Genomic DNA, 22,886 nt, shown 5'->3' on the forward strand with positions numbered 1-22,886 from the left:
TAGACCAATCTAGCCCCAAATCTAGCAGAGCGCAGGCCCTCGGCCCATGCCGTCCCGCCCCACGGACGGGCTCATTTCATGGTCGGCCGCGCCCGACCCGGCGGCCACTCGAACCGGGTCCGATTCCGGGCAGGCCGACGAGCCCGCGCGGGCACGGCGGGTCCATGGCGGGGTGACGGGGAAGAGATCGCGTGGCCGGCGGAGCGGCAGCGCAAGGGAGGGGGCACCCGCGGGCCGCGGCGCCGGGACGGGACCCTCAACCCGTCCGGCACCGCAGCCCGGAGCTTGCCCGGCCGGGGGTGTGCGGTCCCTCGGCCGTGTGGGAGGTCTCGGCGCAGTCAGGGCAGAGAGCGCCGGGTACCTCGTCCGTCCTCCTGTGCGGGGAGGACGGAGGCCCTATGGAAGCATTGTGGACTAGACCATTCTTGTCTGTCCATCCATGCGAGCCTGGTCGTGCCCGGCCCATCCTCCAACACGGACGCCGGGAACTCCAGGTTCACTGCCCGGGAATTCCACGGGTACGCTCGCACACGTGCCCTCCATGAACGACCTCGTCCGCCAGCACACCGCGCTGAGAGAGTCCGACCTCGACTGGCTCCACCTGCTGGTCTCGGAGTGGCAGCTGCTCTCCGACCTCTCCTTCGCCGACCTGGTCCTGTGGGTCCCCACCCTGGACGGCACCCGTTATGTCTCCGTCGCCCAGATGCGGCCCAACACCGGCCCCACCTCCTACCAGGACGACATGGTCGGCCACCTGGTCCCGCGCGGCCGCCGCCCGCTCCTGGACGCCGCCCTCGACGAGGGCCGGATCGTGCGCGAGGGCGACCCCGAGTGGCGCGAGGAGGTCCCCGTACGGGTCGAGTCCATCCCCGTACGGCGTGAGGGCCGCGTCCTCGGCGTGATCGCCCGCAACACCAATCTGCTCACCGTGCGGACCCCGTCCCGCCTGGAGCTCACCTACCTCCAGTCCGCCTCCGACCTGGCCCAGATGATCGCGGCCGGCTCCTTCCCCTTCCCCGGGGAGCAGGTCGACATGGACTCCTCGCCCCGGGCCGGCGACGGACTGATGCGGCTCGACGCCGACGGCGTCGTCCAGTACGCCTCGCCCAACGCGCTCTCCGCCTACCACCGGCTCGGCCTCGCCGCCGACCTGGTCGGCCAGGAACTCGGCCAGGTCACCGCCGAACTCGCCCCCTCCCGTGGACCGGTGGACGAGGCGCTGGTCAAGATGGCCTCCGGCTACGCCCCGCGCGAGTTCGAGATCGAGGGCAGCGGCGGGGTGATCCAGCTGCGGGCGATCCCGCTCAGCCCCAAGGGCACCCGGATCGGCTCCCTCGTCCTGCTCCGCGACGTCACCGAACTGCGCCGCCGCGAGCGCGAGTTGATCACCAAGGACGCCACCATCCGGGAGATCCACCACCGGGTGAAGAACAACCTCCAGACGGTGGCCGCGCTGCTGCGCCTGCAGGCCCGCCGGATGGACTCCGACCGGGGCCGCGAGGCGCTCAACGAGGCGGTGCGGCGGGTCGGTTCGATCGCCATCGTGCATGAGACGCTGTCCCAGAACCTGGACGAGCGGGTCGAGTTCGACGAGATCGCCGACCGGGTGATCGCGATGGTCGCCGAGATCTCCCCGGGCAAGGTCACCTGCCGGCGCAACGGACGCTTCGGCATCCTCGACGCCGAGGTCGCCACCCCGCTCTCCATGGTCCTCACCGAGGTCCTGCAGAACGCCCTGGAACACGCCTTCGCGCCGGGGGAGCAGGGCACGGTCGAGGTCACCGCGGTCCGCGGCGAGCCCCGCGCCGACGCCCGGCTGCTGATCACGGTCAAGGACGACGGCCGCGGCCTGCCCGAGGGGTTCGACCCGCAGCGGGCCGGCAACCTCGGCCTGCAGATCGTACGGACCCTGGTCGAGGGCGAACTCGGCGGCAGTTTCGACATGCAGCCGGGTGCGGAACGCGGCACCCGGGTCGTGCTCGACATTCCCGTACAGCCGCAGAAGTAATACCTGGATCGGAATTCTTATGCGGCGAACTGCCTTCCGGGGGAGGGTAGTTCCTCCCGCGGTTGCGGTCGGAAGAGCAGCGAGCCCCGGACCGAAAGGAATCGGTCCGGGGCTCGAATGCTGTGGGTTACTGCGCGCGCTGCGGCTCGGGGGCGGTGAATGCGTACACGGTGTACGCGCCGCTTGCCTCAGACTGTGCAGGTGGCTCAGGCGCTGGCGTTGCGCGCCCGGTTGCGGGCGGCGCGGCGCTTCATCGCGCGGCGCTCGTCCTCGCTGAGGCCACCCCAGACGCCGGAGTCCTGGCCGGACTCGAGCGCCCACTGCAGGCACTGCTCCATGACGGGGCAGCGGCGGCAGACGGCCTTGGCTTCCTCGATCTGCAGCAGCGCAGGACCGGTGTTGCCGATGGGGAAGAACAGCTCGGGGTCTTCCTCACGACAAACGGCGTTGTGACGCCAGTCCATGGCTGCTACCTCTCTCAGGTGTTACGTGCAAGTTGCTTGTGAATGTGAACGCTTTCACGAATCCCCCCGCAGGGGAAGGGCCGACTGCCAGGTGAACTGGCGTGGTCCTTGTCACTGGGGTGGGGTTCTGGCTCTCAGTGGAGGCCGGTCTTGCGGGCCGTCCCGATCGCCAAGAAGAGACTCCCAAACCCCAGCAACGGATACAACCCCTTCTGGAAAGTTTTTTTTGATTCCTCGGTGTCGGCTCCGTCACAGCCGTACTTCTAGGGGGTGGAGGGCAGCCTAAACGTTCGAGTAGAAGGACTTTCGGTCCTTCTGGTCACACAATCACACGCAGTGCACGGCGTACGCCTGTGAACGTCACGCTCGTACGCAGCCCGAGGTGGTCACCGTCCATCTGGAGCGGCAGCGGCACCTTCGAATGCAAGGTGAAGTCGGTGAGATCGTGCAGGGTCGCCGCGTGCTTGCCGCGGGGCCCCCGTTCGGGGGTCGAAGTGAGCAGCTGAGTGGCGTACCGGGCCACCGAAGGAGCCGACAGCCGGCTCAGTCCGAGCACGTCCAGGGCCGTCTCGAAGGAGGCCTCCGGCGACGCGTACACCGGACGATTCCCCAGGTAGGTCCAGGGGGAGGTGTTGCAGATTATGGAGAGCACGAGATCCTTCACCGGATCCTCGCCGGGCCGCTCCAGGGTGATCGTGCCGTGCCGCCGGTTCTGCTCGCCCAGGAACTGGCGCACCACCTGACGCAGATAGAGCGCGTGCGTCGAACGCTTGCCGCGCTCGCGCTGCTGTTCGACCCGGCCGATCACGCTCGCGTCGAAACCGAAACCGGCGCAGAAGGTGAACCAGCGTTCGGGAACCGCCTCGTCGTCCGTGCCCGGCGTCCCGGACGCCAGTCCGAGGCTGACCGTCCGCGCCCGCCGCTCGCGCAGCGCGTCGAGCAGCGCGCCGGTCGCCTCCACCGCGTCGTTCGGCAGCCCGAGCGCCCGTGCGAACACATTGGTCGAGCCGCCCGGCACCACGGCGAGCCCCGGCAGCCGGTCCGGATCGGGCCCCGCGTGCAGCAGCCCGTTGACCACCTCGTTGACCGTGCCGTCACCGCCGAGCGCCACCACGAGGTCGATGTCGTCCGAGTCGGCGGCCCTGCGCCCCAGGTCACGGGCATGGCCGCGATACTCGGTCGTCACCGCCTCCAGCTTCATCTCGCTGGCGAGCGCGTGGATCAGAACATCCCGTGTACGCGCACTGGTGGTGGTTGCTGCCGGATTGACCACGAGAAGCGCGCGCATGTCCGCCAGCGTACCTACCCGGCGGTACCGGGCCCAGTCCCGGCCTCCCGGACGGAACCCGGATCGGACCCGGACCCGGCCCGGATCCGGGCCCCTAGGGCACGCCCCGGCGATCAGGCCGGGCTCGCGGCGGCCGGCACCGCGCTCCCCCTGGGCCCGGCGAGCCCGGTGGGGGGCCACCCGCGAAGCCAGGGGGAGTACCCCCACCGCGTTGACTGCTCCCTCCGCCTTGCGATCCTCGGCACCTGCCGGCCGCTCCCGGGCCGGAGGCGAGCCCGCGACAGGCCGGCCGTGCGCGCGGCGCCGGTCAGGGCCTGGCCGTCCCGACGAGCCCTGACGCGTCCTGTCGATCTCAGCTCGGCCGGCGACGGCCCGCGGCAGGCCGGCCGTGCGCGCGGCGCCGGTCAGGGCCTGGCCGTCCCGACGAGCCCTGGATGCGTCCTGTCGATCTCGGCCCGGCCGGCGACGGCCCGCGGCAGGGCGGCCGTGCGCGGCGCCGGGCACGGCCTGGGCGCCCCGTTCCGTACCCGCCCCGGCTACCCTGCCTTGCATGAGCAGTGCGAGCAGGGCGAGCAGCGCCGACACGAGCAGTTCCGAGCAGCCGACGGAGCCGGTCTCCCGACCCGGGCGGCTCACCGCCGCCGCGGTGGTGGCCGCGGTCGAGGGCCTGGCCCTCGTCGTCGGCGGCCTCGTCCTCCTGGTCACCAGCCTCGGCGACCGGCCCGACGACCTCACCTCGGCCCTCATGGGCGCGGTCACCCTGGTCGCCCTCGGCCTCATCCCGCTGATCGCCGCCCGCGGCCTGTGGCTGCGCCGCTCCTGGAGCCGCGGCCCGGCCGTGATCACCCAGATCCTGGCGCTGCCCGTCGCCTGGCAGCTCCTCCAGGCGAACAGCGTCATGATCCCGGCCGGCATCGCCCTCGCGGTGCTCGCCGTGACCGGCCTGGTCCTCCTGGTGAGCCCGTCCACCACGGCGGCGCTCGGCATCCGGCGCCCGGGCCAGGACGCCTCGTAACGCACCTGCCGTACGTGCCGTACACGAAGGAGGGGCCGGGGGATCACCCCCGGCCCCTCCGCCGTACACCGGTGCTCACTCCTCCACGAGGAGCTTGTCCCGCAGCTGCGCCAGCGTGCGCGCGAGCAGGCGCGAGACGTGCATCTGCGAGATGCCGACCTCCTGCGCGATCTGCGACTGGGTCATGTTGCCGAAGAAGCGAAGGAGCAGGATCCGCTTCTCCCGCGGCGGCAGGTCCTCCAGGAGCGGCTTGAGCGACTCCCGGTACTCGACGCCCTCCAGCGCCTCGTCCTCCGCGCCCAGGGTGTCCGCCACCGCCGGCGACTCGTCGTCCGTGTCCGGCACGTCGAGCGAGAGCGTCGAGTAGGCGTTCGCCGACTCCAGGCCCTCCAGGACCTCCTCCTCGGAGATCCCGAGCCGCTCGGCCAGCTCGTGCACCGTCGGCGAGCGCCCGTGCTGCTGGGACAGCTCGGCCGTCGCCGTCGTCAGCGAGAGCCGCAGCTCCTGCAGGCGGCGGGGGACCCGTACCGCCCAGCCCTTGTCACGGAAGTGGCGCTTGATCTCGCCCACCACCGTCGGCGTCGCGTACGTGGAGAACTCCACCCCGCGGTCCGGGTCGAACCGGTCCACCGACTTGATCAGGCCGATCGTCGCCACCTGCGTCAGGTCGTCCAGCGGCTCGCCCCGGTTGCGGAAGCGCCGGGCGAGGTGCTCCACCAGCGGCAGGTGCATCCGCACCAGCCGGTCGCGCAGCGCCGCCTTCTCCGGCGAACCCTCCGGGAGACCGCGCAGCTCGACGAAGAGCGCCCGCGCGCCGCTGCGGTCGTGCGGCTGCTCGGACGCCGCCCCGGGAGCCGCTTCGGAGGCCGGTCCGGAAGTCGGTCCGGACGCCGCCCCGGGAGCCGGCTCGGGGGTCTGGCCGGCAGCCGGATCGGCGGTCGGACGGGGGATCTCGTCGGCCGCCCGGTCGGGGACCCGGCCGTGGGCCTCCCGCGGCCCGCCCGCGCCCGGGGCCACTTCGTGCTGCTCGTGCTCGCTCATCTGGTCCGCCTGCTCCGTAGCGACCTCGACCTCGACCTCGACACCGGCCGCCCCCTGCGGCCGGGCCCGCTGCTGTTCAGGGATGCCGGCCGTCGCGTCCCCGCTCCTCACGCCGGGCCTGGCCCCGCGCCGCGCTGTTTGTACAGGCTGATGGAGACCGTCCGGTCCTCGGCGACCGACGACTCCACCTTCCCGGCCAGCGCCGAGAGCACCGTCCACGCGAAGGTGTCGCGCTCCGGCGCCCGGCCGTCCGTGGTCGGGGCGGACACCGTGACGTCGAGCGAGTCGTCGATCAGGCGGAACACACAGCTCAGTACGGAGCCCGGCACCGCCTGCTGGAGCAGGATCGCGCATGCCTCGTCGACCGCGATCCGCAGGTCCTCGATCTCGTCGAGGGTGAAGTCCAAGCGCGCCGCGAGACCGGCCGTGGCCGTACGCAGCACGGACAGGTAGGCACCCGCAGCGGGCAGCCGGACTTCCACGAAGTCCTGGGTCCCGGGCTCGCCTGCGATCTGGGACACCCTCACCTCCAAGGTGGCACAAGCTCTTTCGGGATCCGGGGCGGAAAGCCCCGGACCTGGCGGTACGCAGTCGGTTCTGCAGTCCGCCGAGACGCTATCGCGATCCGTCCCGCCGTGTCGCCGGGGGCCCGGCAGGACCGCCCCCGCGGGGTCCGGTCCGGAAGGACCCGCCGTACGCCACCGGCGGCCGCGGAGAACCCGCGGAGGGGTGACGTACCCAGCCACCGGACGATCGAACCGTCCGCCGGCAGTCCGCCGCCCCGCGCCGTCAGACGATCGAACCGTCCACGAAGCACCAGCGCCAGCGCTCGTTCGGCTCGAAGGTGCGCATCACCGGGTGCCCCGAGGTGTGGAAGTGCGCCGTCGCGTGCCGTCCCACCGACGAGTCGCAGCAGCCCACGTGCCCGCAGCTCAGACAGAGCCGCAGCTGGACGGGGTGCGTGCCGTCCGCCAGGCACTCCGGACAGGTGTCGTTCAGCGGCGCCGGTTCGGGGCGCGGCATATCGGCAACGTGCGGGCACTCGCTCATGATGGCCAGGTTACGTTGTGGCGGGAGTGACGGACGGGCACAGACAGGGACCGGCATGGACGCACTGCAACTGGTGGCGCTGGTCGCGGCGAGCACCGCGGTGGCGGGCTTCGCCCGCCGGAGCCCGGTACCCGCCCCGCTCCTCCTGGTCGCCGTCGGTCTCGTCGCCGCCTATCTGCCCGGGGTGCCCGACTACACCCTCGACCCGCACGTCGTGCTGCCGCTCGTGCTGCCGCCGCTGCTCTACACGGCCGCCGTCGACTCCTCGTACCTCGACCTGCGGGCCAACATCCGGCCGGTCGCGCTGCTCTCCGTCGGCTACGTGCTCTTCGCGACCGTCGCGGTCGGCTGGCTCGCCTACGTCCTGGTGCCCGACCTGCCGCTCACCGCGGCCCTCGTCCTCGGCGCCGTCGTGGCCCCGCCGGACGCGGTCGCCGCCACCGCCATCGCCCGCAAGCTCGGCCTGCCGGGCCGGATCACCACCATCCTGCAGGGCGAGTCCCTGGTGAACGACGCCACCGCGATCACCGCCTACAAGGTCGCGCTCGCCGCCGCCGTGGGGGAGGGCATCAGCTGGGCCGGCGGCCTGCGGGAGTTCGCGCTCGCCGCCGTCGGCGGCGTCGGCGTCGGCCTGATCCTCATGGTCCCCATCCACTGGCTCCGCACCCATCTGCGCGAGGCCCTGCTGCAGAACACCCTCTCCCTGCTCATCCCGTTCATCGCCTACGCCGCCGCCGAGCAGGTGCACGCCTCCGGGGTGCTCGCCGTCGTCGTGGTCGGCCTCTTCCTCGGCCACAAGAACTGGAAGGTCGACTTCGCCACCCGCCTCCAGGAGGAGGCGGTCTGGAAGATGGTCGCCTTCGTCCTGGAGTCCGCCGTCTTCGCGCTGATCGGCCTCCAGCTGCCCTTCGTGGTGCAGGGCCTCGGCCCCTACGGGATCGGGGAGGCCGCCTGGTACGCGGTCGGGGTCTTCGTCTTCGTGGTCGTCGTGCGCTTCGTCTGGGTCTTCCCCGCGACCTTCCTGCCCCGCTGGCTGTCCCCGCGGGTCCGCACCCGCGAGGCCGGGGTGGACTGGCGGGCACCGGTGATCGTCGGCTGGGCCGGCATGCGCGGCGTGGTCTCCCTCGCCATCGCCTTCTCCATCCCGATCGCCACCGACGGCGTCCCCTTCCCCGCCCGCAACCTGGTCCTCTTCCTCACCTTCACCACCGTCATCGGCACCCTCGTCGTCCAGGGCCTCACCCTGCCGCCGCTCATCCGCCTCCTGAAGCTGCCCGGCCGCGACCGCGTCCAGGACACCCTCGCCGAGGCCCAGGCCCAGAGCGAGGCCTCCCGGGCCGCCGAGGCCCGGCTCGACGAACTCCTCGCCGACGAGCGCAACGCCCTCCCGGGCCCGCTCGCGGACCGGCTCCGCACGGTCATGGAGCGCCGCCGCAACGCCGTCTGGGAGCGGCTCGGCACCGTCAACGAGGCCACCGGCGAGACCGCCGACGACACCTACCGGCGGCTCTCACGCGAGATGATCGACGCCGAGCGCGAGGTCTTCGTCCAGCTCCGCGACGCCCGCCGCATCGACGACGAGATGATGCGCACCCTGCTGCGCCGGCTCGACCTGGAGGAGGCCGCGGCCTACCGGGAGACCGACTAGGCCATGTCCTTCGGATCTTGGCCGCCTCTCCCCGGTCGGTCAGGCGGTGCCCTCGGGGGCGCCGGTGACGACGGCGGCGATCCGGGTGCCGGGCGCGAAGGCGCCCTCGTCCGCGAGGATCATCAGTCCGTAGAGCATTTTGGCGACATACAGTCGCTCGATGGCGAGTCCGTGCCGCGCCTCGAAATTCTGTGCGAACTCGGTCAGGACGGGCGGCACGCGCGCGTAGCCCCCGCCGTGGAAGCGCTCGTCCAGGGACCAGTCCCCGCGGGGGCCGCCGAAGGCCGCCTCCTGGAGGGCGCGGACCTCCCCGCCGAGGAAGCCGCCCTTGAGGACCGGGACGCCGAGGGTCCGGCCCTCGAAACCGGCCGCCAGGCCCGCCAGGGTGCCGCCCGTGCCGCAGGCCACCGCGGCCACGTCGGCGCGGCCGGCGAGCTCGCGGCCCAGCTCCACGCACCCGCGGACGGCGAGCGCGTTGCTGCCGCCCTCCGGCACCACGTACGCGCCCGCCGGAGCCCGCTCCAGGAGCGCCGCGACGGTCGCCGGGTCGTTCTTCGCGCGGTACGTGGCCCGGTCCACGAACTCAAGGCGCATCCCGTCCGCCGCGCACCGCGCCAGCGAGGGGTTCAGCGGGCGCCCGGCCAGCTCGTCGCCGCGGACCACTCCCACCGTCGGGAAACCGAGCAGCCGGCCGGCCGCGGCCGTCGCCCGCAGATGGTTGGAGTACGCGCCGCCGAAGGTGAGCACGGGCCGGCCGGCCGCCTCGCGCAGGTTGAGCGCGAGCTTGCGCCACTTGTTGCCGGGCAGGTCGGGATGGATGAGGTCGTCCCGCTTCAGCAGCAGGGTCAGTCCGTGCCGGGCGAAGCGCTCGTCCGCCACCGGCTCCAGGGGCGAGGGGAGCCGGGGCCGCAGACGGGAGAGATCGAGCGCGTTCACCCGGCCATTCTCGCCGCGCCCGCGGGCGGGCCGCCCCGCTGGACCGGCGCTACCGCAGCCGGTCGGCGATCCGCTCCCGCATCGACGCCATGGTGAAGCCGCGCGGGTCGACCTTGCCGGGCTGCCACTCCAGGTGGCCGATGACCGAGCGCTGGGTCCAGCCGTGCGCCCGGCACACCGCGGCCGCGGCCTTGGCGATGGCCTCCAGCTGGACCTTCGGCCACGGGTCGGTGCCGTCGCCGAGGTTCTCGCACTCGAATCCGTAGAAGTGCCGGTTGCCGTCGGTGGTGGCCTCGTCGTCCGGCGGCAGGCGCTTCTCGGCGATCACCGCCCGAAGCACCTCGTCGTCGCCGAGACCGGCGTGGTTGGCCCGGCCGTAGCCGACCAGGTGGACGGTGCCGTCCTTGGCGATCACGCCGTGGCAGAGCGGTCCGGGCAGGGACTCGTAACCGTCCCGGCAGATGCGGACGGTGTTGCTGGTGCCCCAGGTGACGGTGTGGTGGATCATCACGCCGTGCACGGGACCCCAGGGGCCCTTGTGGTTGCGGTTGTGGGTGCGCCAGTTGCCGACCTCGACGACCGTCAGGCCTTCGTCGCGCAGCGCGTCGAGGAAACGGCTCGCGGACATGGGTGTGGCCATGACCGGCTCCTTTCGGGACGGGGGGGTTCCGGTTCTTCCGGTTCCTCCTGCCCTACCGGGGTACCGGAGCGGTCCGCTCCGCTGCCATGCGTTCGGTTCGTGTGCGAGCCGATCCGGACGAATCGGGGGCGTGTGGGCGGCGGGGGAAGGCGGAGGGCAGCGGGGGAAGGCGGGGGAAAACGCGCGCCATGCCCAGGCCCACGGTGATCGACACCCACTCTTTTGTGTAATGGCGCGGACACGCTCCGTGCTGGAAGGCTTCCCTTCGCAGGTCTGTCGTATCGAGAGGGAGTTCCATGTCCGTTGGTTCGGTTGACGGCGAGGTGCGCGAGGGCGGGGCGCCCGCGCAGCAGAGTCTCGGCACCGCCGCCGCGCGGAACCTGGCGAGCACCACCAAGTCCGCCCCGCAGATGCAGGAGATCACCTCCCGGTGGCTGCTGCGCGCGCTGCCGTGGGTGGACGTCCGGGGTGGTGTCTACCGGGTGAACCGGAGGCTCAGCTTCGCCGTGGGGGACGGCCGGGTCACCTTCGTGCAGACCGGCGGACGGGTCGCGGTGATCCCGGCCGAGCTGGGCGAGCTCCCCGCCCTGCGCGGCTTCGACGAGCCGGACGTCCTCGCCGAGCTGGCCGCCCGCTGCGTCCAGCGGGAGTACGCGGCGGGCGAGGTCATCGCCGCCCGCGGCACCAGCACCGACCGGGTCCATCTGCTCGCGCACGGCCGGGTCGAGCGGCTCGGCGAGGGGCCGTACGGCGACGAGACCGTCCTCGGCGTCCTCGCCGACGGCGCGTACTTCGGCGAGGACGCGCTGGCCGCCGCCGACGCCTCGTGGGAGTGGACCGCCCGCGCCGCCACCGCCTGTACGGTCCTGGAGCTGACCCGGGCCGATGTGCTCGCCCTCGCCGAGCGGGCCGGCGCGCTGGCCGGACACCTCGCCGAGTTCGCGGTCCTGCCCCCGCACCCCGTCAACCGGCTGGGCGAGGCGGCCATCGACCTCTCCGCCGGCCACGTCGGCGAACCGGTCGTCCCGCACACCTTCGTGGACTACGAGCTCTCCCCGCGCGAGTACGAGCTGAGCGTCGCCCAGACCGTGCTCAAGGTCCACACCCGCGTGGCCGACCTCTACAACCATCCGATGGACCAGACCGAGCACCAGCTGCGTCTGACGGTCGAGGCGCTGCGCGAGCGCCAGGAGCACGAGCTGGTCAACCACCGGGAGTTCGGCCTGCTCGCCAACTGCGACTACGGGGAGCGGATCCAGCCGCAGGACGGCGCGCCCGGCCCCGACGACCTGGACGAGCTGCTGTCCCGGCGGCGCGGCTCCAAGCTGTTCCTGGCCCACCCGCAGGCCATCGCCGCGTTCGGGCGGGAACTCAACCGGCGCGGCCTGGTGCCGGACACGGTCGACGTCGACGGCACGCGGATCACGACCTGGCGCGGGGTTCCGCTCTACCCGTGCGACAAGATCCCGGTCACCGGCGCCCGTACCAGCTCGATCATCTGCATGCGCACGGGCGAGTCCGACCAGGGCGTGATCGGCCTGCGTCAGGCCGGCCTCCCGGACGAGGTCGAACCCGGCCTGTCCTGCCGCTTCATGGGCATCGACGACCAGGCGATCAGCTCCTACCTGGTCACCGCCTACTACTCGGCGGCCGTGCTCGTCCCCGACGCGCTGGGCGTCCTGGAGAACGTCGAGATCGCCCGCCGCCACTGACACACCGGGGTCGGGGGCCAGGCCGACGGGTCCCCGCCCCCGGTGCACGCCATCCATCAGGCCAGGCCAGGCGAGGCCAGGCCACGCCATGAGGAAAGTGACCGAGAAGATGACCGCGATCAGCGCGACCGGCGCGGACGCCGAGACCGGGGCGGCCGGGACCGCCGGGGGACGCAGCGCCGCGCTGCTCCTGGACCGGACGCGCAGCGTCGTCGACCCCCAGCTCCGGACGACCGTCGAGTCCCTGCCCGGCTCCATACGACGCATCGCCGCCTACCACTTCGGCTGGGAGGAGGCCGACGGCTCCCCGGCCGGGGGCGGCCAGAGCGGCAAGGCCATCCGGCCGGCCCTGGTGCTCGCCGCGACCCGCGCGCTCGGCGCGGACCCGGCACCGGCGGTCAAGGCCGCCGCGGCGGTGGAGCTGGCCCACAACTTCACCCTGCTCCACGACGACATCGTCGACGAGGACCCGACCCGCCGTCACCGGCCCACCGCCTGGAAGGTGTTCGGCATCCCGGACGCGCTGCTCGCCGGCGACGCCATGAACGCGCTCGCGCTGCGGCTGCTCGCCGAGGACCCGCACCCGGCCGCCGTCCCCGGCGCGGCCCGGCTCGCCGCCTGTGTGATCGAGCTGTGCGCGGGCCAGCAGGCGGACTGCGCCTTCGAACAGCGCGACCCCCGGGAGGTGTCCCTGGACGAGGTGGTGGCGATGGCCACCGCCAAGACCGGGGCCCTGCTCGGCTGTTCCTGCGCGCTCGGCGCGCTGTACGCGGGGGCGGACGAGGAGGCGGTCGCGGCCCTGGACGCGTTCGGCCGGGAGGCGGGCCTCGCGTTCCAGCTGATCGACGACCTGATCGGGATCTGGGGCGACCCGGGGCGCACCGGCAAGCCGGCCGGCGCCGATCTCGTCGCCCACAAGAAGTCGCTGCCGGTGGTGGCCGCGCTCACCTCCGGGACCCCTGCGGGCGACGAGCTGGCCGAGCTGTACGCCCGCCCGGTCCTGGACGCCGCCGCGGTGCGGGCGGCGGCCGACGCGGTCGAGCGGGCCGGCGGCCGGGACTGGGCGCAGAGCCAGGCGGCCGAGCGGATGGCCCGCGCGGTCGAGCAACTCCAGCGGGCGGTGCCGGACTTGTCGGCGGCGGGGGACCTGCTGGCGCTCGCGGAGTTCGTGACGCGGCGCAGTCGCTGACTCTTTCGAAAGCAGCACCGATAAGGGCTTGCGCAACCACTACGCCTGGAGCACTATAGGCGCAGTGGTTACGGCCACTGGTCATGCCTCCTACGGAAAGAGATTCCGGCTTGCGCAAGCTCACGTACTACGTCGCCTGCTCCCTCGACGGCTTCATCGGCGACCCGAACGGCGACGCCTCGTCCATGTTCCAGTTCATGGACGAGGAGTACGCCTCCTGGATGAACACCGAGTTCCCGGAGACCGTCCCCACCGCCTTCCGGGAGGCCGCCGGCCTCACCGGTGTGCCCAACAAGCGGTTCGACACGGTCATCCAGGGCATGGGCTCGTACCGTCTCGGCCTGGAGGCCGGGATGCCCAGCCCGTACGGCCACCTCCGCGAGATCGTCGCGACCCGCTCGCTGACCGAGTCGCCCGACCCCAACGTCGAACTCTTCGCCGGCGACCTCGCCGCCCGGGTCCGCGAGCTCAAGGCCGAGGACGGCCCGCTGGACATCTGGCTCTGCGGCGGCGGCCAGGTCGCGCGACAGCTCGTGGACGAGGTCGACGAGCTGGTCATCAAGTCCTACCCGCAGATCTACGGCTCCGGCATGCCGCTGTTCGGCGCGGAGTTCGCCGTCCACGACTACGTCCTGGAGGACGTCCGCAGCTTCGGTAACGGCGTCGTCGTGCGCTGGTACGCCAGGAAGCGGTGACGCCCGGCCCGGCCTAGGCTGGAACCATGGCGGACGAGACGCCGCACACCACGCGGGACCCCAGCGCCGAGCATCCGTGCCCGGCCTGCGGGCAGCCCCGCCAGGTGCTGGCCGAACGGCACAAGGTCCTCGGGGCCTGGGTGCCGGAATGGGTCGTGCAGCCGTGCCGCAATCCGGACTGCGAGCTGTACGAGCCGGAGGGCGACGCGGCGGCGGACGGTGCACCGCCGCGCTCCCGCGGAGGCGGCGCGGCACCCGGCACGGAAGACGGTACGGAACCCGGCGCGGAAGCCACTACCACGCACGTGACCGGCAAGAACGGCGAGACCGGGAGAAGTCCGGCCCCTGGGTGACCGGCCGCGCGCCGGAGCCGGTCATACCGCTACAGTCCGCCGCATGTCATCGGAGTCGACAGAAGTCTGGACCGGCTGGTACCGGGACCGCCGTGGTGCGGAAGCGATCGTCATCACGGCCGCCGGGAGCCACGTGGCCACCCGGATCAGGGGAATCGAGTACACGGGCGCGAGCTTCGCCGCGCTCAGCGCCGCGGGCGAGGGCGGGCAGGCCCTCACCGGGTGCGTTCTGGAGTGGGACCTGCCGCTCCCCGTCGTCGCGGACGGCGTCAGCCAGCAGGCCACGCTCAGCTGCCTGTTGACCCTCGGCGAGCGCGCCGACCTCAGCCTCACGCTGCACTACGGGGGCGCCGCCTACGAGTCCGGCATCGCCGGCGGGGACTTCGAGGAGGCGCTCGGCCGGGTGCGCCGGCAGCTGCCGCCGGGCGCCGAGTTCGGCCGGGGGCTGATGCAGGCGGCCTGACCGCGGACGTACACGGAGGGCGGGGGCGCGGGTGCGCCCCCGCCCTTCAGGTCGTCCCCGGCCCGTCAGCCGGCCTTGAGGGCGGTGGCGAGCCCGTACCGCCACAACTGGTCCACGCGGGACCGTTCCTGGGAGTTCGGGTAGGCGTTCTGGCAGGACGTGCCGGGCCCGCCGCCGGACATCAGCTCGCTGCACGGGCCGCTGTAGTGGTCGGGGAGACCGAGCACGTGCCCGGTCTCGTGGGCGGTGACGCGGGTGGAGTTGTACTGCTGGTTCTGCCGGTAGTCGAGGAATATGTAGCCGCTGCCGTGCCCGTCCGTGCTCGCGTACGAACCGCGGGAGTCGTTCCCCTCGTAGTACGCGAAGTCGGGGTTGGAGCCCTCGACGAGCCGGACGTTGGCGACGGAGCTGTTCCAGATCTGCGCCGAACGGGAGATCTGGGTACGGAAACTGGGTGCGTTGGCGGTGCTGTAGACCACGGTGACGGCGGCGGCACCAGGCGTGGCGGCCCGCTTCTTCGCGACCGACTTCACGACGGCGTCGAAGAACGCCTGGTTGGCCCTGGTCTCCTCGGCCGAACCGGCGTAGCCCGCGTATCCGGCGCGGTCGGCGGTGGGGGTGGGTGCGGCGGAGGCCGGGGCGGCGCCGAGGGAGAGGGTGAGACCGGCACCGAGGGCGGCGGTGAGTAAGGACGTGAGGAACTTCGGGTGTCGCATGGGGGGCTCCTCCTGTGGGGTTGAGGAGAGTGTGGGGGAGCCGGGTGCGGACGGGGAATGATGCCATCCGCTGATAACACCGCGCTATCGCGGGGGAGTTGACACATTCGCACCGGGGCGTACGGGGGCGGGCGGCGTGGTCTGGTGCGCGCCCCGGAGCCGCCCTAACCTCGGACCCATGGAGCTGGAGGTGAGGCACCTGCGGGCGCTCTGCGCCATCGCGGACACCGGCAGCCTGCACAAGGCGGCCCGCCGGCTCGGCGTCAGCCAGCCCTCGCTGACCACCCAGCTGCGCCGGATCGAGAACGCCCTCGGCGCCGAACTCTTCACCCGCGGCCGCACCGGCTGTCTGCCCACCCCGCTGGGCCGCTCCGTCCTCAGCCGGGCCCGCCCGCTGGTCGACGGCATGACCGCCCTGGTCACCGAGACCCGCGCGGCCGCCGCCCGGTCCGCCGACGGCCCGGTCCTCCGGGTCGGCTCCACCGCCAGCCGCGCCCTGCCCGGCTGGCTGCGCCGGCTCCGCCAGGGCCGGCCGGGCACCGACATCGAACTCCGGGTCGACGTCTCGGCCCACATCCTGCTGCGCACGGTCGCCGCGGGCCGGCTCGACCTGGCGTTCGTCCACGAGGTGGAGGGCTGCCCGCTGCGGGTTCCGGCCGGTCTGACCGGGCGGGTCCTGGTCGAGCGCGAGCCGCAGTTCGTCTCCATGGCGAGCGACCACCCGGCGGCCGGCCACGAGGTCGTCGACCTCGCCGACCTCGCGCACGACCGCTGGACGGTCGATCCGGCCGTCGACGGCGAGTGGGACGGCCTGCGCCGGGTCCTGGGCGCGGCGGGCCTCGACCCGCCGCTGCTGCACGCCGACTACCACACGGCCGCCTCGCTGATCGCCCTCGGCGAGGCCGTCGCCCCCTGCCAGCCCACCTCGCACCCGCGCGAGGACATGGCCGTCCGCCCCCTCCGCGGCGACCCCCTCGCCGTCCGCCTCCTCCTCTTCGCGGCCCCCGGCGTCCCCCTGGACGGGCCGTACGCCGACCTCACCGCCGCCTACCGCGAGGCCGCCCTCCGCGCGGCCCCGTACCGCCGCTGGCTGCACGCGGGCGGGACGGCGGGACCGTGCATGATGTCCGCATGAGCGAACACGGGGAATGGGGCGCGGTCATGGCGCTCGCCGAGGGCCACCACGCGCGGACGGTACGCGCGTTGGGCGTCCGGGAGATGTCCGGTCACCTCCTGAAGGTGTACGGGATCGAGGCGCCCGGCCGTACGGTCGGCGAGGCGGAGGCCGGCCCGGCGCTCGCGCTCGCCGCCGACCACCTGGCGCTCGGCCGGCACCGGGGTTCGCTCGGGCTCGCGGTGCTGCTGGTGCACGCGGGCGCCGACGGCGACTACGTGCTCGCGCACAGCTGGATCGAGGGCCACATGTCGGACCTGGCCGTCTGGACCGGCCCGGCCGGCCGCCCGGCCGAACTGCGCCCGGGCCGCGCCGGACTCGCCCCGTGCGTCTGGGAGGCCGCCGTCCTCGCCCACGAGCGCGAGGCCTTCGTCCGCCACCTCCTCGACGGCACCGGCCCGGCCCCCGCCCGGGTGGCCGCCTGGGCCGCCGACACCCTGGAGGGCGAGGTCCGATGACCGTCCGCCACGCGCGCCCCGAGGACCTGGCGCGGGTCGCCGAACTTGCCGCCGAGCACGCAGCGTACGAGCAGGCCGCCCCGCCCCGCCCCGACCTGGCCGCGGCCCTCCACCGGCTCCTCTTCGCCACCCCCGCCCCGCGCCTGCGCTGCCTGGTCGCCGAACTCCCCGACGGCACCCTCGCCGGCTACGCCACCTGCGCCCCCGAACTCTCCACCTGGTCCGCCGGCGAGTACCTCCACATGGACTGCCTCTACCTCACCGAGTCCTCCCGCGGCCACGGCCTCGGCGCCCTCCTCCTCTCCGCCGTCCGCGCCGAGGCCCGCGCCCTGGGCCTTCCCCACGTCGAATGGCAGACCCCCGCCTGGAACACCTCGGCGATGCGCTTCTACGCCCGCGCGGGCGCCACCTCGAAACCGAAGGCCCGCTACACCCTTCAGGCCGCCGAATGAACCTGTCACCAGGGCACTGATCCACCGTCGTCGAAGAATCCGCCGGTCGGCCCGTCGTCGGGCAGGGTCGCGAGGCGGATCGCGATCGCCGCGCCCTGGTGGGCGGTGCGGACGCCCTGGAAGCCGTTGAGGTCGGTGGCCGTGTAGCCGGGACAGCCGGAGTTGATCAGGATGCGGGTGTCGCCCAGTTCCTTGGCGTATTGGACGGTGACGGCGTTGAGGAAGGTCTTGGACGCCAAGTACGCGGCCGGAACCGGGCCCATGTCGACGCCGGGCGTGGTCTGCAGGGTGAGCGAGCCGACGCTGCTGGACATGTTCACGATCCGCGGCGATGCCGAGGCACGCAGCATCGGCAGCATCGCGTTGGTGACGCGGATGACCCCGATCACGTTGGTCTCCACGACGCCCCGTACGGTCGCGGGTTCGACCGTGGTGGGCGTCTGCGGCATACCGCCGGTGATCGCGGCGTTGTTGACCAGGACGTCGAGCCCGCCGGCGCGGTCGGCGATCAGCTCGGCCGCGGCGGCCACACTCGCGTCGTCCGCCACGTCGAGCGGAACGCCGAACGCGTCGGTCCCGGCCGCGCGCAGCTTCTCCACCGCGGTGTCGCGGCGCTGTCGATCCCGCGCGCCCACGCCGATCCGCCAGCCGAGGGCGCCCAGGCCGGCCGCGATCTCGTATCCGATCCCCTTGTTCGCACCGGTCACCAGCGCGATCGTCTGTTCACTCATGTCGTCCAGCGTGGTGCGGACTCGGGCGGGACGTCCAAGACCGACTGGGTGCGCGGCGATACCGCATGGATATCGGTCCTGGTGAGCGCCGGATACGATGACGCGGTGGAGACGCGGGAGTTGCGGTACTTCGTCGCCGTCGCGGAGGAGTTGCACTTCGGGCGGGCGGCGCAGCGGCTCGCCATGGCGCAACCACCGCTGTCGCGGGCGATCCAGCAGCTCGAACGGCGCCTCGGAGTCGTTCTGCTGCACCGCACTCCTCGCGCGGTCGCCCTGACCGAGGCCGGGTCGGTGCTGCTGCGGGAGGCCCGGGCCGCACTCGACGCGGTCGCAGCCGCCGAGCGCCGCACCCGCCGCGCAGCCGCCGAACCGGCCGGCGTGGTCCTTGCCACGAAAGCCGGAGCGTCCAGTGCACTGCTGTCGAAGCTGCTGGACGCCTACGCCGCCGAGCCCGGCGCGGTCGCCGTCGAGGTGATGCTGTGCGGGCCCGGCGAGCAGGAAGGGCTGCTGCGCGACGGGCGTGCGGACGTCGCTCTGCTCCACCGGCCGTTCGACACGACGGCCGGACTCGACACCGAGGTCCTGCACACCGAACAGCAGATCGTGGTCCTGCCCGTGGGGCACCCCTTGGCCGACCGCCCCCGTCTGTCGATGGCCGAGGTCACCACCCTGACGGACCTGCCCCTGCCACGCTGGCCCCGACGGGACGGAGGCTACCCGGACGGCCCCGGCCCCCAGGTGCGCGACCACACCCAGCTGTTCCAACTGATCGCACTCGGCCGGGCCTGCGCGCTCGTACCCGAGTCCCTCCGCGCCCACCTGCGCGACACCCACGCGACGGTCCCGGTCCCGGACGCACCGCCCGTCACCACCGTCATCGCCTGGCCACCCCACAGCAGATCCCAACCCGTCGCCGCCCTCGTCCGCACCGCGACCCGCCTCTAGCCCACGGCAGGAGCGGGTACCCAGAGGCTTGGCGCGCCGGCCTGGAGCTGCACCAGGCCGACCCAGTTCCCCTCGTCGGCCTTGGTGTGGGCGGCACGGATCCTCCAGCGGCCTGGGGGCAGTGACACCGTTGCCTGTGCGGGGAATCCTCCATCCGGATACTCCACGCTCAGATCAGTCCCCGCTTCGGCGGAGTCCATGAGCACAGCGGGGCCGTCTGTGGTCCACGTCCCGCATTCCTCCCACGGGGTGGCAGGATCGGCGAGAACGGCTTCTGCCGCGGCCTTGAGCTCGGCTTCGGAGCCGGCGGCGAGCCAGCGCAGGAAGACGCGATGCTCAGGGATGTAGCAGGTGGTGGCCGGCTCGTCCCCCAGCACCAGAGCCTCCGTTCCCTCTTCACCGACCGTGATGGTGCCGGCCAGTGCGTCCACAGCACAGGCCCTGTCGTAGTCGTCCGGGTCGGGTCCGTCCGACAGGACCATCCCGTCCTCTGTGCATCCGTGCCACGCGTCCAGCGCGGAGACGGGGATGGCGATCAAGGGGCCACCCATTGACTCCACCCAGACAGGGGGAGTCTGGGAAGAATCGGGGGCGGAGGACGAGGAGGCTCTCATATCGGGAGTCTGCATTCCGCCACTGACAAAGGTCGCTCCGCAGACACATACCGACCTTGGTCATGGCGACCCACGGGCAGTACCCCTTTCGGGACCGCAGATCGTGCGGATGCCGGCGAGCTTGAGGCACTCACCGCTGATGCGGATGCCGAGTCAGGCGCACTTCAGGCACGATCCCGGTATGTCTACCGAAGTCAGCGGGATGATCGAGTGCCGACCGGGCGCCCGCCTCTGGGGCCCCGACGACGAGGACTCCGTGTGGCATGCCGCCATCGACCTCTTCCTCCTCAACAACGGCAACGCCTACGACGCTCTCGCCTGCCTCTTCGGCATCCGCAACTGGGACCGGTCTGGAGCGTGATGCGAACGCTCGGCGAACTCCACGGAGCGGATCAGGTGCGGCTCGTCGTCTGGTTCTACTGATCGCAAGATTGGCAGCCGGACGGCCTTGGGGCGTGGGGGCGCGGCCGTGGGCACCCTCGCCGCTGAACCGGCACGACGTGCCCTTCGATGCGACCATCGACCGGGCCCGTGCCCTCGTCGCCGACGACATCGCCGCGAAGGCGCGTACGAGATCGCCTGCCGTGGCGGCATCCTCGTCTGCCGCCGGTGAGATCAGCCCACTGGCGGCCAGGGCCCGGCGAGCAGGCGTCCTGCCTCCTCGACGATCGAGTCCGCCAGGGGGTCCCGGTCGCCGCGTCGGATCGCTGCCCAGTCGTTGTAGGCGTCGGTCTTGTCGACCAGGGGTCGGAGCGCCTGCGGCTGGGCCAGTGCGCCCCACCCTTCGTACGTGATCAGGTCACCGCCGGCGCCGGGGGCCAGGCTGCCGTTCACGACCAGCCGGAGCCACCAGCGGACGAGTTCCCAGCGGGCCGCTTCCCAGGGGAGGTCGGTAGTGTCGGCCGAGAGGTCCTGGAGCAGGCCCAGTTCGTCAAGCACCTGGTTGAAAAGGGCGTCCGCCTGCTCGTGCTCGGAGCGTGACAGGCCGGCGAGGAGGGGGAGGGACTCCGTCTCGACGTCGAGAATCAGGGCTGTGAGGCCGGCTTCGATGAGCTGCTCCGGGTGGTGCCGACGGCCGATCAGGCGTTCCAGGGCCAGCATCCTGATGCAGTCGACGGCCTCCTGCGCGCTCGTGGCGTACGGCGTGAAGGGCGTGGGCAGGGTGACGTCGATGCCCGGTCCGCCCTCGACGAAGTAGGCCCAGAAGTCGACTGTCGTATGGGCGGGGAGGCTGGTCGAGCGGCCGGCGAATTCGTGGTGGATGTAGTCGGCGAGGTCGTTGCCGTACAGGATGATGTCGGTCTGGTAGACGGACAGGACGGGGTGCCCGTGCTCGCCCGCCGTGCCGGGCAGGTAGCGGTGCCCGTAGACCGGGACCAGCTGCGGCACGCTCTCCAACTCCGTCCTCGCGACGCGCAGTGCCTCGGATGTCTCCGCCGGCCTCGACGGCCAGAGGGGATGCCAGAATGCGTTGTGCTCCACGTCGAAGAGCACGCCCTCCACGGGCCGCGTCAGTCGTCCGGCCAGGTCCTCGGGGCTGCCGTTGCGCCAGTCGGGCCACGTCGATGAGCCATGCGGGAGGCCGGCGGAGAGGAAGACGCGGTGGTCGGCTGCGAAGGTGAAGCCGAACCGTGCCTCGACCGCGTCGAGTTCCTGCTCGGTGAGCCCCGGTCCGATCTCGGTTCGGAGCATGCCCTGAAGGGCTCGGGCGTTCTCCAGGGTCAGTCGTGGGGTCGACGGCGTGTTCACGCCTGCCAGCGTAGTGAGCGGTGCGGCCGTACATGCGAAAGGGTTGTGGCAGTCAGCTACCTCATCGCGAATTCGCTGCGACGGACTGCGACGGCCTCGGTACCGTGGCGCCATGACGGACAGGGGAGAGCCGCAGGTCGTTGCGAACCGATGGGCCGACGTTGCGGGTTCGGTGACGGGTGGGCGCGGGATCTTCCGGGACTTCTGCTCCTGCTTCGATCAGTCCAAGCCCCACCCGCGAGCCCGCGTCGGGTTCCACGCTGAGCGGCAGGACCCCACCGCGCCGGGCTGGCGGCGTCTGCTGGAGCTGGTCGATGAGGCTGCTGCTGACGGGCGCGAGGAGTTCAAGCCGCTGATCGAGCTGAGCCCGGACGAGCGACGGCAGGTCATCACACTGCCGCCGAGTATCGCCAGCCTGACGGCGGTCAAGCATCTCGTGCTCTACGGCAGCAACCTGGTTCGGCTCCCGCCCGAGATTGGGGCGATGACCAGCCTGGAGGAGTTCACCCCGTACACCTCCTACCGGCTGCACTGGTTCCCCTACGAGATCACCCGCTGTCGACGGTTGACCCGCAGCACGGTGAGCACGCGAGCCCTCTTCGGCAACTTCAAGATCCGGCCGCCCTTCCCGAAACTGACCTCGTCCCCGGAATCCCTCATGAGCCTCGATCCGGAGCGTCTGGATCCCGGGCGCTGGGGTCCCACAGCCTTCCGAGGCTGCAGTGCCTGCGGCGGCCCGATTGCACAAGGCGGACTCCAGCAGGTGTGGATCTCCCTGCGCGTGGCCACGGACGTGTTGCCGCTGCTGGTCAACGCCTGCTCGCCGGAGTGCGTCGCCTCCCTCCCAGGAGGTGCTGACAACTACATCCCCACAGCTCACAGAGGCGGTCGAGTCGAGCAGCCGCCGTCCTACTGGGACTGATCGGTAAGACGGCTTGCATTGCGTTCTGCGGGTTGCGATCAGTCCCACCAGCCGTCGCCGTCACCTCTGGATCGGGCCCTGACCAGGGGGCAGTAGGCTCCGTCGATCATGAGCGTGCAGGCCATCCCCGAGGGTTTGCGGGATGAGGTACCCGGGACCGATCCTCGCGAGGCTTGGCGGACCGGTCGAGTCTTCGGCCCGCCGATCCGGCGTACCCTTCGCGACGTCATCACTTGCTCGGCCAGATGCTGACGACAGTCGGCGGCAACCTCAGGCTCCAGCGTTGATCTCGTGACGGTCCTGGATCCCACGAAATCACTCCGGGTACGTTGGCGTGATGTCGTTTGAACCGCGCAGCCGTGAAGAGCTGGTTTCCTTCCTCCAGGAGCTGCACCAGGAGTTCCGTGCTCGCGGCGACGAGTGGGAGAACAACACGCTGGACGGCTTCCTTGAGGCGCTCGCCGCATGGGTGCATGACTCTCCAGGCGCATACCGCCACGCAGGAGGAGGCATCCCGCCCGACGGGGATTGGACCTTCATGGCCCGAGCCCTCCGTGCGGCCACCCTCTACGAGTAGAGCTGCGCTCATCGCGTACATCGGCACGCTGCGGATCTACGCGCAC

26 protein-coding genes are annotated in these 22,886 nt (G+C 72.1%); 15 read left to right on the forward strand and 11 right to left on the reverse strand.

The genetic code is table 11. The features are described 5' to 3' along the window. The first annotated feature begins 541 nt into the window (after positions 1-541). Positions 542-2,008, forward strand: coding sequence for a sensor histidine kinase (locus JAO84_RS24700; RefSeq protein ID WP_370416857.1), 1,467 nt, complete (start codon positions 542-544; stop codon positions 2,006-2,008). 206 nt (positions 2,009-2,214) lie between these two features. On the opposite strand, the gene JAO84_RS24705 is transcribed toward JAO84_RS24700, so the two are convergent. Further along, positions 2,215-2,472 carry a WhiB family transcriptional regulator gene (locus JAO84_RS24705; RefSeq protein ID WP_003953983.1) on the reverse strand — a complete coding sequence of 86 codons (258 nt, stop codon included), beginning with the start codon at positions 2,470-2,472 and terminating at the stop codon, positions 2,215-2,217. A gap of 319 nt (positions 2,473-2,791) precedes the next feature. Then, the gene (locus JAO84_RS24710; protein ID WP_370414812.1) at positions 2,792-3,760 is read right to left on the reverse strand and encodes a diacylglycerol kinase family protein; all 969 of its coding nucleotides are present in this window, start codon (positions 3,758-3,760) and stop codon (positions 2,792-2,794) included. A 550-nt stretch (positions 3,761-4,310) separates the two neighbouring features. Here JAO84_RS24710 and JAO84_RS24715 point away from each other — a divergent pair. Then, on the forward strand, positions 4,311-4,775 hold the full coding sequence (locus tag JAO84_RS24715; protein ID WP_370414813.1) for a hypothetical protein: 465 nt from the start codon (positions 4,311-4,313) through the stop codon (positions 4,773-4,775). Between the two features lie 75 nt (positions 4,776-4,850). On the opposite strand, the gene JAO84_RS24720 is transcribed toward JAO84_RS24715, so the two are convergent. From JAO84_RS24720 to JAO84_RS24730, 3 genes are all read right to left on the reverse strand, one after another. Then, positions 4,851-5,927, reverse strand: coding sequence for a SigB/SigF/SigG family RNA polymerase sigma factor (locus tag JAO84_RS24720; protein WP_370414814.1), 1,077 nt, complete (start codon positions 5,925-5,927; stop codon positions 4,851-4,853). After that, positions 5,924-6,337: an anti-sigma regulatory factor gene (locus JAO84_RS24725; RefSeq protein ID WP_123457481.1), complete on the reverse strand. Its 414-nt coding sequence runs from the start codon at positions 6,335-6,337 to the stop codon at positions 5,924-5,926. The genes JAO84_RS24720 and JAO84_RS24725 overlap by 4 nt, the downstream gene beginning before the upstream one ends. Positions 6,338-6,605: 268 nt before the next feature. Then, entirely contained in the window at positions 6,606-6,866 is a 261-nt protein-coding gene (locus tag JAO84_RS24730) for a UBP-type zinc finger domain-containing protein (protein ID WP_265866571.1), read from the reverse strand. A 55-nt stretch (positions 6,867-6,921) separates the two neighbouring features. Between JAO84_RS24730 and JAO84_RS24735 the strand changes: the two genes are divergently transcribed. Then, complete coding sequence (locus JAO84_RS24735) at positions 6,922-8,514, forward strand: Na+/H+ antiporter (protein WP_370414815.1); 1,593 nt, start codon at positions 6,922-6,924, stop codon at positions 8,512-8,514. Positions 8,515-8,553: 39 nt separating this feature from the next. Here the strand turns inward: JAO84_RS24735 and JAO84_RS24740 are convergent, their stop codons facing one another. After that, positions 8,554-9,450 (reverse strand): 1-aminocyclopropane-1-carboxylate deaminase/D-cysteine desulfhydrase, encoded by an 897-nt coding sequence (locus tag JAO84_RS24740; RefSeq protein WP_370414816.1) that lies wholly within the window; start codon positions 9,448-9,450, stop codon positions 8,554-8,556. Between the two features lie 49 nt (positions 9,451-9,499). Continuing rightward, positions 9,500-10,090, reverse strand: a complete 591-nt coding sequence (locus JAO84_RS24745) for an N-acetylmuramoyl-L-alanine amidase (protein WP_370414817.1) — start codon at positions 10,088-10,090, stop codon at positions 9,500-9,502. Positions 10,091-10,386: 296 nt separating this feature from the next. Between JAO84_RS24745 and JAO84_RS24750 the strand changes: the two genes are divergently transcribed. The 5 genes from JAO84_RS24750 (at position 10,387) to JAO84_RS24770 (ending at position 14,502) form a co-directional block, all read left to right on the forward strand. Next, positions 10,387-11,802 (forward strand): family 2B encapsulin nanocompartment shell protein, encoded by a 1,416-nt coding sequence (locus JAO84_RS24750; RefSeq protein WP_370414818.1) that lies wholly within the window; start codon positions 10,387-10,389, stop codon positions 11,800-11,802. 109 nt (positions 11,803-11,911) lie between these two features. Then, the gene (locus tag JAO84_RS24755; protein ID WP_370416858.1) at positions 11,912-12,991 is read left to right on the forward strand and encodes a family 2 encapsulin nanocompartment cargo protein polyprenyl transferase; all 1,080 of its coding nucleotides are present in this window, start codon (positions 11,912-11,914) and stop codon (positions 12,989-12,991) included. Between the two features lie 110 nt (positions 12,992-13,101). After that, positions 13,102-13,686, forward strand: a complete 585-nt coding sequence (locus JAO84_RS24760) for a dihydrofolate reductase family protein (RefSeq protein ID WP_370414819.1) — start codon at positions 13,102-13,104, stop codon at positions 13,684-13,686. Positions 13,687-13,712: 26 nt separating this feature from the next. Then, the gene (locus tag JAO84_RS24765) at positions 13,713-14,039 is read left to right on the forward strand and encodes a hypothetical protein (RefSeq protein WP_370414820.1); all 327 of its coding nucleotides are present in this window, start codon (positions 13,713-13,715) and stop codon (positions 14,037-14,039) included. A 43-nt stretch (positions 14,040-14,082) separates the two neighbouring features. After that, positions 14,083-14,502 carry a DUF6304 family protein gene (locus JAO84_RS24770; RefSeq protein WP_370414821.1) on the forward strand — a complete coding sequence of 140 codons (420 nt, stop codon included), beginning with the start codon at positions 14,083-14,085 and terminating at the stop codon, positions 14,500-14,502. A 65-nt stretch (positions 14,503-14,567) separates the two neighbouring features. Here the strand turns inward: JAO84_RS24770 and snpA are convergent, their stop codons facing one another. Then, complete coding sequence (gene snpA, locus JAO84_RS24775; RefSeq protein ID WP_370414822.1) at positions 14,568-15,218, reverse strand: snapalysin; 651 nt, start codon at positions 15,216-15,218, stop codon at positions 14,568-14,570. A gap of 178 nt (positions 15,219-15,396) precedes the next feature. On the opposite strand from snpA, the gene JAO84_RS24780 reads away from it, so the two are divergent. Genes JAO84_RS24780 through JAO84_RS24790 form a run of 3 tightly spaced genes read left to right on the forward strand, consistent with a single transcriptional unit; the run spans position 15,397 to position 17,302 of the window. After that, positions 15,397-16,353 carry a LysR family transcriptional regulator gene (locus JAO84_RS24780; RefSeq protein WP_370414823.1) on the forward strand — a complete coding sequence of 319 codons (957 nt, stop codon included), beginning with the start codon at positions 15,397-15,399 and terminating at the stop codon, positions 16,351-16,353. Continuing rightward, on the forward strand, positions 16,350-16,850 hold the full coding sequence (locus JAO84_RS24785) for a hypothetical protein (RefSeq protein WP_370414824.1): 501 nt from the start codon (positions 16,350-16,352) through the stop codon (positions 16,848-16,850). Before JAO84_RS24780 ends, JAO84_RS24785 begins: the two co-directional genes overlap by 4 nt. Next, positions 16,847-17,302, forward strand: a complete 456-nt coding sequence (locus JAO84_RS24790) for an N-acetyltransferase family protein (protein WP_370414825.1) — start codon at positions 16,847-16,849, stop codon at positions 17,300-17,302. Before JAO84_RS24785 ends, JAO84_RS24790 begins: the two co-directional genes overlap by 4 nt. 5 nt (positions 17,303-17,307) lie before the next feature. On the opposite strand, the gene JAO84_RS24795 is transcribed toward JAO84_RS24790, so the two are convergent. Beyond that, a complete protein-coding gene (locus tag JAO84_RS24795) occupies positions 17,308-18,033 on the reverse strand; it encodes an SDR family NAD(P)-dependent oxidoreductase (RefSeq protein ID WP_370414826.1) in 726 nt (241 codons plus the stop codon). A 105-nt stretch (positions 18,034-18,138) separates the two neighbouring features. On the opposite strand from JAO84_RS24795, the gene JAO84_RS24800 reads away from it, so the two are divergent. Continuing rightward, a complete protein-coding gene (locus JAO84_RS24800; RefSeq protein WP_370416859.1) occupies positions 18,139-18,978 on the forward strand; it encodes a LysR family transcriptional regulator in 840 nt (279 codons plus the stop codon). Here the strand turns inward: JAO84_RS24800 and JAO84_RS24805 are convergent. Continuing rightward, complete coding sequence (locus JAO84_RS24805; protein ID WP_370414827.1) at positions 18,975-19,592, reverse strand: Imm21 family immunity protein; 618 nt, start codon at positions 19,590-19,592, stop codon at positions 18,975-18,977. The genes JAO84_RS24800 and JAO84_RS24805 overlap by 4 nt on opposite strands. A 181-nt stretch (positions 19,593-19,773) precedes the next feature. Between JAO84_RS24805 and JAO84_RS24810 the strand changes: the two genes are divergently transcribed. After that, positions 19,774-19,953, forward strand: a complete 180-nt coding sequence (locus tag JAO84_RS24810; RefSeq protein WP_370414828.1) for a hypothetical protein — start codon at positions 19,774-19,776, stop codon at positions 19,951-19,953. Between the two features lie 254 nt (positions 19,954-20,207). Here the strand turns inward: JAO84_RS24810 and JAO84_RS24815 are convergent, their stop codons facing one another. Further along, positions 20,208-21,341: a hypothetical protein gene (locus tag JAO84_RS24815; protein ID WP_370414829.1), complete on the reverse strand. Its 1,134-nt coding sequence runs from the start codon at positions 21,339-21,341 to the stop codon at positions 20,208-20,210. 112 nt (positions 21,342-21,453) lie between these two features. Between JAO84_RS24815 and JAO84_RS24820 the strand changes: the two genes are divergently transcribed. Beyond that, a complete protein-coding gene (locus JAO84_RS24820; protein ID WP_370414830.1) occupies positions 21,454-22,263 on the forward strand; it encodes a leucine-rich repeat domain-containing protein in 810 nt (269 codons plus the stop codon). Between the two features lie 337 nt (positions 22,264-22,600). Next, entirely contained in the window at positions 22,601-22,840 is a 240-nt protein-coding gene (locus tag JAO84_RS24825) for a hypothetical protein (protein WP_370414831.1), read from the forward strand. Positions 22,841-22,886 lie beyond the last annotated feature (46 nt).

It is taken from the genome of Streptomyces fradiae (assembly GCF_041270065.1).
Lineage (GTDB): Bacteria > Actinomycetota > Actinomycetes > Streptomycetales > Streptomycetaceae > Streptomyces.

Excerpts from the sequence above, each read along its gene's own strand:
- JAO84_RS24700 (WP_370416857.1), top strand. The coding sequence starts at position 542 with ATGAACGACCTCGTCCGCCAGCACACCGCGCTGAGAGAGTCCGACCTC.
- JAO84_RS24705 (WP_003953983.1), bottom strand. The coding sequence starts at position 2,472 with ATGGACTGGCGTCACAACGCCGTTTGTCGTGAGGAAGACCCCGAGCTG.
- JAO84_RS24710 (WP_370414812.1), bottom strand. The coding sequence starts at position 3,760 with ATGCGCGCGCTTCTCGTGGTCAATCCGGCAGCAACCACCACCAGTGCG.
- JAO84_RS24715 (WP_370414813.1), top strand. The coding sequence starts at position 4,311 with ATGAGCAGTGCGAGCAGGGCGAGCAGCGCCGACACGAGCAGTTCCGAG.
- JAO84_RS24730 (WP_265866571.1), bottom strand. The coding sequence starts at position 6,866 with ATGAGCGAGTGCCCGCACGTTGCCGATATGCCGCGCCCCGAACCGGCG.
- JAO84_RS24735 (WP_370414815.1), top strand. The coding sequence starts at position 6,922 with ATGGACGCACTGCAACTGGTGGCGCTGGTCGCGGCGAGCACCGCGGTG.
- JAO84_RS24745 (WP_370414817.1), bottom strand. The coding sequence starts at position 10,090 with ATGGCCACACCCATGTCCGCGAGCCGTTTCCTCGACGCGCTGCGCGAC.
- JAO84_RS24750 (WP_370414818.1), top strand. The coding sequence starts at position 10,387 with ATGTCCGTTGGTTCGGTTGACGGCGAGGTGCGCGAGGGCGGGGCGCCC.
- JAO84_RS24755 (WP_370416858.1), top strand. The coding sequence starts at position 11,912 with ATGACCGCGATCAGCGCGACCGGCGCGGACGCCGAGACCGGGGCGGCC.
- JAO84_RS24765 (WP_370414820.1), top strand. The coding sequence starts at position 13,713 with ATGGCGGACGAGACGCCGCACACCACGCGGGACCCCAGCGCCGAGCAT.
- JAO84_RS24770 (WP_370414821.1), top strand. The coding sequence starts at position 14,083 with ATGTCATCGGAGTCGACAGAAGTCTGGACCGGCTGGTACCGGGACCGC.
- snpA (WP_370414822.1), bottom strand. The coding sequence starts at position 15,218 with ATGCGACACCCGAAGTTCCTCACGTCCTTACTCACCGCCGCCCTCGGT.
- JAO84_RS24780 (WP_370414823.1), top strand. The coding sequence starts at position 15,397 with ATGGAGCTGGAGGTGAGGCACCTGCGGGCGCTCTGCGCCATCGCGGAC.
- JAO84_RS24785 (WP_370414824.1), top strand. The coding sequence starts at position 16,350 with ATGAGCGAACACGGGGAATGGGGCGCGGTCATGGCGCTCGCCGAGGGC.
- JAO84_RS24790 (WP_370414825.1), top strand. The coding sequence starts at position 16,847 with ATGACCGTCCGCCACGCGCGCCCCGAGGACCTGGCGCGGGTCGCCGAA.
- JAO84_RS24795 (WP_370414826.1), bottom strand. The coding sequence starts at position 18,033 with ATGAGTGAACAGACGATCGCGCTGGTGACCGGTGCGAACAAGGGGATC.
- JAO84_RS24805 (WP_370414827.1), bottom strand. The coding sequence starts at position 19,592 with ATGAGAGCCTCCTCGTCCTCCGCCCCCGATTCTTCCCAGACTCCCCCT.
- JAO84_RS24810 (WP_370414828.1), top strand. The coding sequence starts at position 19,774 with ATGTCTACCGAAGTCAGCGGGATGATCGAGTGCCGACCGGGCGCCCGC.
- JAO84_RS24820 (WP_370414830.1), top strand. The coding sequence starts at position 21,454 with ATGACGGACAGGGGAGAGCCGCAGGTCGTTGCGAACCGATGGGCCGAC.
- JAO84_RS24825 (WP_370414831.1), top strand. The coding sequence starts at position 22,601 with ATGTCGTTTGAACCGCGCAGCCGTGAAGAGCTGGTTTCCTTCCTCCAG.